This window comes from Bacteroides sp. An279 (assembly GCF_002159615.1).
GTDB classification, from domain to species: domain Bacteria; phylum Bacteroidota; class Bacteroidia; order Bacteroidales; family Bacteroidaceae; genus Phocaeicola; species Phocaeicola intestinalis.
Map to the genome: position 1 here is coordinate 1 of NZ_NFJA01000037.1, position 14,484 is coordinate 14,484.

Below are 14,484 nucleotides of genomic sequence, written 5' to 3' on the forward strand. Positions count from 1 at the left end.
GACTGACGAAGATATCTATCAGGCTATCATCAACAGGGAGGAAGATATGAAACATATTTGCGACATTTATAGATTAAAAGCTGCAAGTTGAACTTGCGAAACTTGAATTAATTAGATTCACCACAGAACACAGAGGCACACAGAATTTTTTTTTCCTCTGTGTGCCTCTGTGTTCTGTGGTGAATTATCAATAAGCAAGCGTGCGCTTCTGCCCGTCTACCGAGACCTCAATGCGAGACTCCCCTGCGAAGCGTGCCTTTATCTTCGGTTCCCCTTCGGGTAAGCGGTAGGGACAGATGACGGTGATGTAGCGCAAGGGTTCCGATGCCTTCGGGGTGTTCAGCGATACGGAGGTACGCTCGGTGCGCTGGCGGTAAGCGGTGGAATACCAGCCTTCTTCCTCCTTCAGCACGGTATGGCGGGGTGCGAAGCACTGGAGCTTGACCTGCACATCGCCCTCGAAAGCAGACGAAAGCGTCAGGTGTTCGGGGTCGATATTCACCTTTCCGTCACACAGGTGCCAGTTCAGATTGACGGTGCCCGTAGCATCGCCCAGTGCCTCGTCTACTATCACGAAGTACGAACCTTCGATGAAGAAGAACGTGCGCCGGTGAGTCAATCCCTTATAACTCTCGTGCTCGGTGACCAAGGATTGCACCTCGCCTTCGGGTTGCCAGCTTTTCGTGTGCGATACGCGGTCTTCCAGGTTCTTCCCGTCCAGCGTCAGGGTATTGTGCGAAGCGGTGCGGCGGAACCAGTTGCGCAGGCGGGTCACTTCCTCATTGCCTTCGTACACATACGAACCTGAGTCGGGGAACAAGTTCTTGCCTTGCACCCAAAGCTCGAACGTGCCGTTATCGGGCTGGCTATGCCATTCTCCCGCCGGTCCGGCTTTGATGACCATCACCGTGGCATCCTTCCCCCACCCGTTCCGGAAGGCGAAGAAGCCCGAATCGAGGAAGCCTTTCGAGAGGTTGGCAGGCGGAAGCCCTTCCTTTCCTTCGGTGGCAAAATACCGGATTTGGGCATTGTCGGGGAAGAGTTTCGCCCAAGCCTTGTATCGGGCAATATCCCCTTTCCGGCTGCCCCGCTTGGCATCGCTGAAGCAAGGATTCGTATAATCGGGGAAGCAGAGGTTCATGTAGAACACAATCATCGACTCAATGGTGTTCGTGTAGCTCTGCGGGAACTCCGACCGGAAACCGTTCACGTCCGCCATACGCAATGCCTTGCAGAAGATGTCGATGCACGCCGGGTGGTAATGCAAGTCCAGTTCGTATTGCCCTCCGTCAGGATAAACCTGCTTCTTGATTTCACGGTTCAGGATATCGATGCCGCTCTTGCGCCATCCTGCAGCTTCCTTAAATTCGGGAAAGAAAGCCCCTGCATAGAGCACCCGTTGCGCCTCGAAAAGCAGGTGGTTGCCCTCTGCCGAATAGTTGCGCATCACGTGCAGGGCATGGCGGTGGTAATTGCTTAGGAACTGGGTGAGGAAAGCCGGCGTAAACGAAGGCGAAGGCAGGAAGAGCAGGAACTGGTTAATCTGGTCCTGCAAGCGGTGGCTCGCCTCCAGCGGACGCCAGGCGAAACGCACATTCTCCGCCTCGCCCTCGGCATCGTCCTGCAACTCATAAAGTGCCTTTGGTATCTCCACCAAAGGGTTCTTCTTTATCCAGTCGGCATACTGAAGCACCCACTCGCGGGCATACTTCTCGTCTCCCGTCAGGCGGTAAGCCTTTCCCATGGGTGTAAACCATTTGTGGCGGTGCAATTGCCAGCGCAATTCATTGTCCTGCACAGGCCAATAGCGCCAGTCGATGTCTTTCCCGTAATTGAACGGAGGCTGGTATCCGTCGTGCACGTAGAAAGTATGTTCCAGCGCATCGTCCGCCCAGCCACGTTCGCGCTCGCTGAGCGAAAGATGTTCCAAGTCCAGGTCGGGCGTAGACACACCCGTCCGCGAGCGGTAATACGCCAACAATTCTTCGGCGGCACGGAACGTATCGCCCGCATCGCAAGCCGTCTTTACTTTCTCCAGACCGGGATAGTCAAGGTTCAGCAACTCGAAAGCACTCCGGTCGAGCACTTGTGCCCGCATCAGGTTTGCCCATAGACAAAGGCAAAGCAGGCAAAAAGTCTTCATGGTTTTGATTGTATTCATTTCTTTTATGTATGTGGTTAGGTATAGCAATTCTAAAGAAACGCGGATTATCGCAGATTCTTTTAATTTACGATTTGACAATTTACTATCTACTATTTAAGCTTTAAATCGTACTTCGTAAATCGAAAAATAGTAAATTTAATTTACGATTTGACAATTTACTATCTACTATTTGAGCTTTAAATCGTACTTCGTAAATCGAAAAAAAGTAAATCAAAAGAATCCGCGTGAATCTGCGTTTCAAACATTGTTGTTGTAATAAACCAACAGAAGCCTCATCAAAAAAAGACAAGGCTTCCGCCGAACAGTAAAACTTATATGAAACCTACTAAAATAAAGAATTAAGAATGAAGAATGAAGAATCACGTTGACCGTATGGCATTCTTCATTCTTAATTCCTCATTCTTCATTTATATCAGTATCCCGGATTATTCTTTCCTTCGTAATTCGGGTTGCTTTGTATTTCTACCAACGGGATGGGGAGCAATTCGTTCTTGCCGTCCACGAAGTTCTGGTATGCCGGATAAGCGGCATTCGTACCCCGGTTGACCGAGCTTTGCGAACCGAACAGGCGGAGTGCATCTCCCAACACGCCCCAGCGGATGAGATCGAACTTGCGCTCTCCTTCGAAAGCCAGCTCGAAGCCACGTTCCCAATAGAGTGCCGTACGGAAACGTCCTTGTGCCGAACCATCATCGATGAAGGTCAGGTCGTGTGTCGCCTTACGGGTTGCCATCAGTTCTTCATAATTGGCATCGGTATATTCCGTAGCCCCTGCACGGGCACGCACGCGGTTCAGCAAGTTCCACGCCTCGGTGGTATTCCCTGTTTCATTGTAAGCTTCCGCCGCCATCAGCACCACATCGGCATAGCGCAACACGCAATAATTCACATCACCGTAATTCATGTTCTTGTTCCATGTTTCGGTAGGCATCCATTCGCGACGCCATTTGCCCGGATACCACGAACCGGCATTACGTTCCTGCTTCACGTGTTTCATGCTGTCCGTATTCCAAATGAAACGATACGTACAGATGCTTACATCGCGGCGCACATCGGTTTCCTCGAAGAAGTCACGCCATTCGGGCACCACAATAAAGAACCCGTTGGCACGTCCCATGTAGTTCGCCATCTCCGAAGTAGGCACTCCCTGCACTTCAGCTACCGAAGGACCATTGTAAATGCCCCACGCTCCACCGTTGCGTGCTCCCTGCTGGTGGAAGAAAGCTATTTCGAAGATACTTTCCTGCGAGTTCAGCACATCTTGCGAAAAATTACGGAACAATTGTTCATAACCTCCGCTATAAAAATCATGATACCCGTTAGCCTGAATGGCTTCCCATTCGCTAATCACGGCATTGAAGTATTCGGCACGCTTGGTATCGTCCGGCCGGGTCATCTGCCCGTCCATTTGCAGGCTATAGCCGGCACGTTGCAGGTAGACACGCATCAGCATGGCTCGCGCCGCTCCCTGTGTTGCCCGTTCGGGGCTGGAGCTTGCATCTGCCCATGGCAGGTGTTCCTTGGCAAAGTTCAAGTCTTCGATAATCTGGTCGTAAATCTCTTCGCGGCTTACCCGTGCGCCGAAAGCGTCCTCATAATTGGACGTATAAGTAGTCTTGAACGGCACATCGCCCCAATACTTTATCAGGTCGAAAGCCAGGAAAGCACGCAAGAAACGGGCTTCGGCATCCAGCTCCTGCAGGTTCTCGCTCTCGGCATACCCGGGCATATTCACAATACCGTCTATCGCCATATTGGCACGGTCGATGCCCTGGTATTTCAATTGCCAAAGCCATTCTACCCATTCATTAGTGGAAGTGACCCGATAGTGCACCATATCGTGTATCGTATTGTCGGAATGGGTACGGGAGGTGTAATACATATCATCGGATGCCTGCCCCGCCATCTCGTACCATCCATAGTGGCGATAGTCGGATATGGAACTGTAAATGCCCATCACCGCCATATCGGCGTTGGCTTCCGACTCGAAGAACGAATCCTTATCGTAGCTGGAATCGGGAGTCTCTGTCAGTGTGTCCTCGCAAGAGGAAAAGACGGCCAGCGAAAGAGCCGCCATTGCCATATAGAATATATGCTTTTTCATTTTACGTCAAGATTTGAAATTAAAGTGTACAAAGAAGAAACGCAGATTTCCGCAGATTAACACAAATTGAAATGATTATTAAAATTATACTCTGCGGAAATCCGCGTTAATCTGTGTTTCTAAACTGACACATATTTGTTGTTACTTAAATCAGAATGCCACGTTCACACCGAAGATAAACGAACGGCTGCGCGGATAAGCGCCGAAATCCACACCCGGAGTCAACGGGCTGCGCATGTTCGACACTTCGGGATCGAATCCGCTATACGGTGTCCATGTCGCCAAGTTATATCCCGTAGCATACAGACGCAGCTTGCTCAGTCCGAGTTTCGTAATCAGCTTCTTGGGGAAACTATATCCTAATGTAATGTTGGTCAGCTTCAGGAACGAAGCATCCTCTACTCCCCATGAGTGAATGTACTTGTCCCCCTCTTCGTTGTCGCGGAACGAAGCCACCGTCTTCCCTGCATTCATCGCCGTAAGCTCATCGGGGTCAGTCACCACCTCGCCTTGTGCATTGACGGTCATCCAACGGTTGGAACTGTTCATGACGTCCAATGCATTGTTGTTTTGCCGCCCCACCTTACTGTTTATCAACTTAGTAGCATTCAGCACATCGTTGCCATAGCTATACGTAAGGAAGATACTCAGGTCGAAACCTTTGTAGGTAAAGTTATTGTTCAAACCGCCGTAGAAAGTCGGAGTGGCATTGCCGATAACGGTCTTGTCGTTCTCGTCAATGATTCCGTTCTTATCCAAATCCTTAAACTTCCAGTGTCCGGGCTGCACACCTATCTGATTGGCGGAAGAAGCCACGCCGTCCTTCAGCGTATACGTCTGTGTAGCGGCATCATAAATGAAATCATTTACCTGATACAGACCTTCGGTCACGTAGCCGTAGAATTGTCCCAACGGCTCGCCCACGGCAATGCGGTGCGTACTTTGGTTGTACCCGAACTGGGCTTCATACAGCTGCACCTGTTCGCCGGTCAGTTCCAACACCTTGTTCTTATAGTGTGAGAAGGTCAGCGTAGTGGTCCAGTTGAAGTCTTTCTTCGCGATGTTGACCGTATTGATGGTCAGGTCCACACCTACATTCTTCGTTTCGCCGGCATTCACCATCATCGTGGTATAACCCGAAGAATAAGGCAATTGAGCACTTAGCAACAGGTCGCTGCTCCGGTTGATGTAGAACTCGGGCGAAATCGTGATACGCTGGTCCAAAAAGCCAAAGTCGAGTCCTAAGTTGAAAGTCTTGTTGGCTTCCCATTTCAGGTCTTCATTCGGAATCTGGTTAGAAGCATAACCCGGCACCAGCTGTCCTCCCATCGCCGTATTGAGCGAAGAAAGCAACGCCAGACTATTGTAGCTTCCGATACGGTTGTTTCCGGCAAGACCGTAACCGATGCGGAACTTCAGGTCGGAAAAGATGTTCAGTTTCTTGATGAACTCTTCCTCTCCCAAACGCCATGCAGCCGACACGGCAGGGAAATAGCCCCACTTGTTATCCTTGCTGAACTTGGAAGAACCGTCGGCACGCATTGTCGCGCTGAACAGATATTTGTCCTTGAAGTCGTAGTTGACACGGGCAAAGAAAGAGATAAGGTTATCGTCATCGTTCAGGAAACTATCCGAGTTGGTCGGTGTACCCAAGCCCATATCGTTCAACTGGAACTCATCGGTGGGCAAGTTACCTACTTCGGTCAATACATAACGTTCCCAGCGATGCACGTATTCCTGACCTGCCTGCACCATGAGGTGGTGTTTCTTCTGGAACCGCTTGTCGAAAGTAAACACGTTCGAGGTAGAGAAACTTCCGTCCTCCGTATTGCGGATGCTTCCGTAAATGCCGTTACGCAATCCCATAATCGACTCATCGCCATAGAAGAGTTCCCGGCGTTGCGTACGGTAACGCATACCGGTGGTATTACGGAACGTGAATCCTTTGAAGAAGGTATAGGTAAAGCCTCCGTTTGCCTGCAAGGTACGTATCTCGCGGTCGTCTTTTTCTTCGGCAGCATTGACCAGCGGATTCTGCACCACATTGCCTTGCTCGTCTACCAGCAACGGGTCTCGCCCTGCCAGCAATTCCTCATCGCTTCCCTGAATACCGATAGTCGGGCGGTATTGCAGGATTTGAGCCATCTTGTTGAAACGCGCATCGGTCGAGCTTCCGTTCTCGGTCGTACCGTTTCCGGCAACACCTGCACCCCAGATGTTACGCTGGTCGAACTGGAAGCGGGCATTTACGCGCAACTTATCATTTACCTTTCCGTCTACATTCAAGGACAAGTTGTGCCGTTCGCTTCCGCTATACACCATCGCGCCTTCGTCTTTATTGTAGCTGTATGCCATGCCGTACTTGATGCGGTCGCTTCCACCGTTCACACCCACACGGTAGTTCTGCGTAACGGTAGTGCTGCCCATGGTCAGGTCTTGCCAGTCCAGTCCACGGTTGGCATAATTTTCGTGTATTTCCAGAAAACTTCCATAAAGGTTCTGCCAGGCAGGCATCTGCACAGCAGGGTCGGTAGCCCACCCTATCGTACGTTCGTAATCGGCAAGTACGAACTCTTCGGTACTGAGCAGTTCCAGTTGCTTGGCAAGTTTGCGCACGCCCACGTATGCGTCAAATGTTACGGTAGCCTTCCCTCCGTCGTCCTTTCCACTCTTAGTCGTAATCAATACAACACCGTTCGCACCCCGTGCACCATAGATAGCGGTGGCAGAAGCGTCTTTCAAGACATCGATGCTTTCAATGTCGGCAGGGTCAAGGCTCGACATACCGTCTTCAGTAGGAAATCCGTCGATAACGTAAAGAGGCTCGTTGCTCTGCGTGATGGAGATACCGCCACGCACACGGATAGATGCCTCGGCACCCGGCTGGCCATCGGTCTGTATTACCTGCACACCCGCCATACGTCCGGCTATTGCCTGTGCCATATCTGATACAGGTGTCTTGGTAAGCTCTTCACTCTTCACCGAAGCAACCGAACCGGTCAGGTCCTTGCGTTTCATCGTGGCATACCCTACTACGACTACTTCTTCCAGCAACTGATTGTCGGGCTGCAAAGTGACATTGATTTGTTTCTGTCCTTTTACTGGAACTTCCACCGTTTTCATACCGATGTAAGAAAATACCAATACATCTTTTGATGCATCATTAACTTGGATGGAATAGTTACCACTCATGTCGGTAATGGTGCCACCTTTCGCATTCTTGATTGTAACGCTTCCTCCAATCACTTCCAGGCCTTCATTGTCGATTACCTTACCAGTCACGGTAAAGCCTTGCGCCCATCCCACCGCTATGCCGACAAAGAAAAAGAAGAAGGCAAACAAGACGCCCTTCATAGTTTTCGGTTTTTTCATAATACGATTTGTTTTAAATTTATGACTAAGTTTTATTATTTTCATCTGTCGGCAAAGATAACGGGAGAAAACGAACTCTACGTTTTCTCCCGTTAAAAACAATTGCAAATACCAACAATAATATTTCAATCCTGTGCAAAACGCTTTCGAATTTGTTTAAAAACCCTTCCGGGTGGCTATCGGAGCACGGTCAGTCATTTCCATAACCTGATATTCGCCATCGGTTTCATCATAAAGCAATGACGAACTTGCTTCTTGCCGAAGATAAGGCACACCATCGATTACAGGAGACTCTTCGCCATAACTGAACACTACCGGTTCTGTATGATGACGCACCACAAGCCGGGGACTGTCCGAAGCATTCAGGCAGGCTTCTACCGTCCAGTCACCACACGTAAACGTATCTCCGTCCCTGCGGATGATATAAGGACTTTCGCCTGCTTCGCATACTTGGATAAGGACAAGGTAGCGTGTTGCCGGTTGGTTGTCCGTACAAGCCGTCAGATGCCACTGATTGGGGTATTCCGCTCCGCCGGTTGCAGGAGGCACCGCAAACTGGTCGGTCTGGGTGATATCCATCTCGCTTGAGCCAAACAATTGGGTTACGGCATAAAAACCGTCCGCTTCATCAGCAGTGCTCAACACCTGTTCTGCTTCGTTTATGTCGAACCGGACCGGACTATGCAACAACCAGTCCCAACGAACCGGCTCGGATGCCTCCAGTTCATCATAAATAAGCACCGTACGCGGATGCAACATCAGGACGTGCCTGCGGTATCGGGTAAGAGGAGTTTCACCGAATCCGTTATCGGGTGTCTGCGTAATGCCTGCCTGGGCAAAATAGTTTACCCACATCGGGTCGTCGCTGATGCCGCAATAGGCATGCGAGGCATCACCGAGCGCATAACTGATGTGATTTCCTCCCAACGCACGGACGATGCTTCCGTATCCCTTGGTGGAATAAGGCTGCCCGATACCGTTCACCAGAATCGTATTGTGGGCACGGGTGTGGCGGTACGACATCAGGTTGTGCGCATCGGCAAATGCCTGGTAATAGCCTGTACTGCGGTACACATCGTGTCCTTTAAATAACAAATTAAACGCATTCTGGCTTGCCGTGGTATGGCTTCCCGAACCGAAGGTGCTGGAACGGAACGACAAGGCAAGGTCATTCCCGGCATCCCCCAAATGGCTATGCATCGACACTTCTCCGGCATCGCTGTACCACACCATTTTGGCAGCATCTTCGGGCAAGGCAGACTCGTAAGTCCGGTTGGAACACATGCGGTACAAACGTAATTCGTAGTCCTGCCGAACCAGCGACTGGCATTCACCGGCATACCACCCGGCATACGCATCGCCCGTCTCGCGTGCCAGATAATCGGCAAATGCAGCCGTAAGCCGGTTGGGCTGGTCGCCATTCTCACTGTTGTCTCCAAAGCCGGTACTCTTCGAATCGGGCGGATTGGTGTAGGCAAGAGCCCGTCCTGCATTGCGGTACCACGGATGTTGCAGGAAGTCGAACCGCGCCACGTAAGAGAACAAGGCAGGCATGTAGGCAAGTGTCTTCACATTGGCAGGGAAATAGCCCGTCCCGTTATGCCAGATGCCATCGCGGTTGAAGCCCGAAGCCGGAGCACGTGCTGTCCAAAGCTCGTAATAATACTTCAATATCGGAAGCGCCTCATCGGCATATTCCGCCTTGTCATACAGCAGGAAAGCCGCCTGTGTCAGGATACGCATGTTCTGTTGCCAGAAATGATTGTCGAAGATATGGTTTTCTTCCACACCGCATTGCTCCTGATACGAATGACGCAGGGCACGCATCATCAGCTCCTCCGCACCCGAACGCTGCGTGGCGGTCAGACGTTCGTAAAGCAAATCGTAAACCGCGGCATGAGCCAAAGTCAGGGCAGAGGTCGTAAAGTTATCGGTAAAGAGCTGTGTATCCGTAGGAGGCAGGGCGAGCATCGCATCCAGTAGCTCTACCAGCTTATCGGCATACCGTTCGTCTTGAGTCAGATAATACGCATGATACAGCCACGTGGCATGCTGGCGCAAGGTCTCGGCATCGGCATAAAGGTTCATTGCGCCGTAGTCAGCCTCCAGCGCTATCGAGGCACGCGCCGTCAATTGGCGGTATTCGGGATGAGATGTCACGTTCTGCCTTGCCTCACCGATATACGGATTGAGGAAACAATACAGACGGGGATGCACACGGGGAGCATTCTCCAGGAAGTCTTCGAAAGGCGGAGTAACAAATACCGGCGTCTCTGCCTTTACCTCGAACGCATACGTCTCACTCCATGCGCCGGGATTGGCACCCTCGGCATCGGTACTCCGGAAACGCCAGTACCATGTGCCGGTATCCAGCGCCCGGTGGAGGTTATACATACATCCGTCCTGCGGCTCGCTGATTTCGGCATCTTCGAAATCTTCCGTCCGCGAAAGGGCATACTGGAGCCGTTCGCCCGTCTTCATGGCTTGAGGGACAAGGAAAGGAGCGGGATTGACAATCAGTTCGTTCGATGTCTTGGGATAAGGCTGGGTGCGCTCTTTGTCCTGGTACGCATCGGGATAGGTCGTTTCGGGCTGCGGAACGGAAGGCTCCGGCTCTACCGCCTCATCGGAACAGGCAGGGCATCCCAGCCAGCATACCGCCAAGACAAGTACCGGCACGTAGCAGCGGAAAGGCAAGAAGTTTTTTTTCATTGCATGATGTTTATAGAATGTTGAAATTACTGTTCGTAATGATATGAGAGTGTACATTTTTGTTGATGCCATCATTGAATACCGGCTACACAGAATGCACAAATCTATACGTGCATGGTATACATAAATATTTGTAAAGTGGACAACACAATAATATACGTATAACTGCGTTTCCGGTAAGATTAATAATCTTCACGCTGTAAGATTAATAATCTTCAAGCCGTAAGATTAATAATCTTACAAAACGGGCAGTTCATTTACCGGATTGTAGCAGCCGGTTTTCCGGGCTGGATTGTTCCTTTGCTCTGCGTTTTGGTATCTCCCGCATATAGCAAGATGCACCTATGTTCATCGGCATACGAACATAGGTGCATCAGTTATCGGATACAGGTTCTTCGGACCATGAATCCTGCTTACGAGCCAAGCCCGAAAGTTCATGCAAAGAGAATGTGTTCCCGAAACGTCCCGTATCGGTCACGCCGATTCGTTTCCATTCATTATTAACCGTTCATTTACCCCTCGGCATAACTTCACCGGTAAGTATCGAGACACAACCTCTAACGCACTAACTAACGAACCATAACACTATTCCAACTCTGTTTACAGTATGAGTCCGATGATACCATGAACAATTCCTTGATTATTCGAAGATGGTGACTACAGGGAATACCACAGCGGAAGCACCTGTTCCAATGGTTTCAGGACTATCGGATGTTCCATCTGTAATATTATAAATAATACCCTGAAGTCCTTCTGCGGTTACCGTAGAAGATGCGCAATAGTAATTACCCGTATAAGCAGCTTTCAGCGCAGCAATCAAGTCTGCATTTGTTGTAGCCAAAGCTGCCTGCAGCTGTGCAAGGGAAGGAATATACCATTCGCTCAAGTTTTCTGATGCTGTAGCTTCTACCAGACTGTTATTAAAGAATGAGTTGAACATCTGATAAGCTGTAGCATCACTTGCCGTTCCTAGAGCCGTTTCAATAGCAGTACTGAAAGCCAATCCAGCATATGCATTAGCAGCATCATCTGTTACTGCCAGACCCAAATCTGTATAAGTACCTACTATGTTACGATTCGTAGCCTTATTTAATGACATGGCGTATGCCTCTACAGTCTTACCTTCTGCATAAGTAGAGTTATCATTTTGACCTCCTAATGCGAATACCACAGCGATAGCTTCTTCAGCAGTTGCTACTTTTTCACCATTGGCGTTAATATAGTCGCCTACTGCAAGCGGAGCATTCGGGTCAACGGGTTCAGCAGGTTGGTTTTCAAATTCATCACCGAAACTTACCGTTACGTCCATTTCACTGCCCGGTTGTTCCCCCGGAGTAAAGCCCATATCCACAATCATGTTTGCATCCAACGTCAAAGACTCAATTGTTGCTGTATAATCATCTACACCATCACCGCTTACTGTTAGAGTCATAGATGTTGCAAACTCTGTCTGATCTACCGGAGCAAAAACAAAGAGGGATGCCCATTCGCCGGCTTCCGCATCATCCATTGCACGTGCATCCAAACGAATTTCTTGTACAGTCGTTGTATTCGTTGTTCCAGTGAAAATGTCATAACCTCCAGGAATATTGAATCTACCTACAGCAATCGTAGTATATCCCTCGAATTCAGCAGGATCTTCAGCGCCTAAGTCAATACGGGTCAACGGACGAGTCAGTGTCGTACTTGTACTTGATGAAGGATCCAACACACCACAGAAAGCATCGGCTGCATCTGTAAAATGACGGTCGCGATTCGATTGATAAGTAATAGCAGGCAATGCTGTAGTATTGTAAACCCAATCGGGAGCCGTTTCTATCGTTTCTTCAGCACCTACTTGTACATAGTCTGCCCAAAATACGCATTGGTATGCTTCTTCCGGAGCAGTAAAAGAGAACGTTACATTGTCACCTGTAACTTCCTGAACATACTTCTGGTCTGCGATAGCCGCACCTTCGCCATCTACCAACTGCATGATACAACGGCGGGTAAATCCGTCTACTTCCGGCATGGCACGCGAAATGGGATTATTTTGTGGAATGTTTACCGATACGGTAACCGGACCGCTTACCAAACCATTAGCTTCGGTCGATACAATCTCTTCTTGGCTACATGATGCGAAAGACATCGCAAACATCGCCATCATCGAATACAAAAAACTCTTTTTCATGTGGTTAAGGTTTTAAATGATTATTACTATGTTTTTTAGGTTAATTAGTTCTTACTTTATCTTTGCGTATTTCTGTTTATCAATCCATGGGTACAATGATGTCTATTTCCCCATCATATTCTGAATCGATTCCGATGCCTCCACCTGGTTCATCCGGATCGGGATCTTCACCTCCCCCTTGCTCATAAGTGGTGAGAAAAGCTCCTGTCAGTACGGTATTCTTGCCCCGTTCGCAAGGTACATTCACTACCGAATTGGCAATGGTAACATTATCTGCATCAACGATTTCTATTTCCATCGGAACAGTATCGATTTCTTCCTCGTTGGATACAAATACATAATCGAACCCTACACGAAGTTCGTCAGTACCTTCCTCGGGCAATTCGAACGAAGTGTTATATTGCATGTACATCAGCGAGTGCTTAGGCACATTATCGAGGGCGTTATAGCCTACCGGCAAATAACCGCTATACTTGATACGCGCGGTAAACGTTTCGCCATTGACTTCACCATCGGCTATGCGCTGCAAGAACTTATCCACATCGGTGGCAATCAGTTCGTAACGTGCCACGGGACGTTGGAGCGTTACATCCTGCTCGACCACCGCTCCCCACTGGTCAGCGTAAGCGGTAAGGTCGAGGGATGTAGTGCCCACAAACACATCTTTATATTCAGTATTGCCCGTATGAGAAGCACGGTTCGGGATTACAGGTACCAGACTTTGGGTGTTGTAGTGCAAATCTTCTTCGGGAGTCTCGGCACTTACATAGTCTTTCCATACCACCAACTGGTACGAACGGGCATGCAGTTTCATGCTGACCGGCAAAGAAAGATGCGTGCGGTCGGTAATGTTCTCTACAAACACCTGTCTTGCCACAGGCTGGCGGTTGAAGTATGCCTCTACAATGAAACGGTGCAGGTAATCAGTATTGGCAGAAACCCGTGCACTGCTATTCTCTTCATTTCCCTGCTCGGGCAAGTTCAAGTCGAGCGTCAGGTTTACTTCCACATTCACTTCTGTCGGGTCTACACCCAGCTCGCCATCGGCGGTCAGTTCGGGTTCCTCGTGCAAGGTGCAGGCAGCCATCAGGAAGGGCAATGCCAGCAAGCCTGACCAAAACTTTCGTATATGTCTGTTTCTTTTCATGGAATGTTCGTTTTAAGTTCGTTTAAAAACGGTATACTAATGATGCACCTACCTTTGTCGGTCCCCAATAATGGCGGATGCGGGTGTCTATCTGCGCTCCGTTGTCTATATTATAATAGGTATCATACTTCATATTGGCATATCCGAAGCCTACGGTAAATTCCGCTCCCCAGTGTTCAGACAACGGAAGCTTATACCCGTAGCTCAATCCGGCTCCTGCCAACGGACGTCCGGTGTCCTGATAACGGCGGTCATCCCATTTCAAATTGTACCATCCCACATGGGCATGCAAGCCGAAGAAATGGCCTTTGCCGGTTTCCTGCCCCATCCACCAACGCAGTTCGGGCTGGATAGCGGCTATGCGCAACGCCTTGTCGGGTTTCGCATCCCACAAGCTCCACATCACTGGGATATCTACCGTCATGCGGGAATGCACCTGCACTTCGTAGTCCAAATTCAATACACCGATGGCATCGTAAGCAATGTTGGTCTTCAGCGCCATATAACGTCTGTCTGAAACAGATACGGTTTTCTTGTCTTTCTTGCGCTTTTCCGAAGCACGGGCTTTGCCTTGCTCTTTGGCTGGCTTCTCTTTTGTTTGTGCCACATTCTTTTTCGCCTGTGCTACATTCTTTTTCGCCGAAGGATTGTATACCGCAGTTTCTTCGGGTAAAGCCGAAGTCTGTATGCGGGGCTTCTCTACCGCTTGCGCCATTGCCCCTAAGGGCAACGCCGCTACGGCAAGAGTAAAGCAGGTATGTAAAAATCGTATTTTTAATCTCATGGCTGTAAATAAGTTTTTTAAGTTCTTAAGT

7 protein-coding genes are annotated in these 14,484 nt (G+C 49.5%); all 7 read right to left on the minus strand.

The annotated features are described in order from the left end of the window. Window positions 1-187: 187 nt before the first annotated feature. The 7 genes from hepC to B5F78_RS08300 all read right to left on the minus strand — a co-directional run bounded on the left by hepC (window position 188) and on the right by B5F78_RS08300 (window position 14,453). Window positions 188-2,152 (minus strand): heparin-sulfate lyase HepC, encoded by a 1,965-nt coding sequence (gene hepC / locus B5F78_RS08270; RefSeq protein WP_430746810.1) that lies wholly within the window; start codon window positions 2,150-2,152, stop codon window positions 188-190. A 424-nt stretch (window positions 2,153-2,576) separates the two neighbouring features. Beyond that, the gene (locus B5F78_RS08275) at window positions 2,577-4,268 is read right to left on the minus strand and encodes a RagB/SusD family nutrient uptake outer membrane protein (RefSeq protein WP_087250775.1); all 1,692 of its coding nucleotides are present in this window, start codon (window positions 4,266-4,268) and stop codon (window positions 2,577-2,579) included. Between the two features lie 150 nt (window positions 4,269-4,418). Beyond that, on the minus strand, window positions 4,419-7,640 hold the full coding sequence (locus B5F78_RS08280) for a SusC/RagA family TonB-linked outer membrane protein (RefSeq protein ID WP_430746809.1): 3,222 nt from the start codon (window positions 7,638-7,640) through the stop codon (window positions 4,419-4,421). Window positions 7,641-7,796: 156 nt separating this feature from the next. Next, window positions 7,797-10,352, minus strand: coding sequence for a DUF4962 domain-containing protein (locus tag B5F78_RS08285; RefSeq protein ID WP_087406477.1), 2,556 nt, complete (start codon window positions 10,350-10,352; stop codon window positions 7,797-7,799). A gap of 640 nt (window positions 10,353-10,992) precedes the next feature. Beyond that, entirely contained in the window at window positions 10,993-12,522 is a 1,530-nt protein-coding gene (locus B5F78_RS08290; RefSeq protein ID WP_087209786.1) for a DUF6562 domain-containing protein, read from the minus strand. Between the two features lie 79 nt (window positions 12,523-12,601). After that, entirely contained in the window at window positions 12,602-13,669 is a 1,068-nt protein-coding gene (locus B5F78_RS08295; RefSeq protein WP_087406478.1) for a DUF6562 domain-containing protein, read from the minus strand. Between the two features lie 22 nt (window positions 13,670-13,691). Beyond that, a complete protein-coding gene (locus B5F78_RS08300) occupies window positions 13,692-14,453 on the minus strand; it encodes a DUF3575 domain-containing protein (RefSeq protein ID WP_022039271.1) in 762 nt (253 codons plus the stop codon). Window positions 14,454-14,484: the final 31 nt, after the last annotated feature.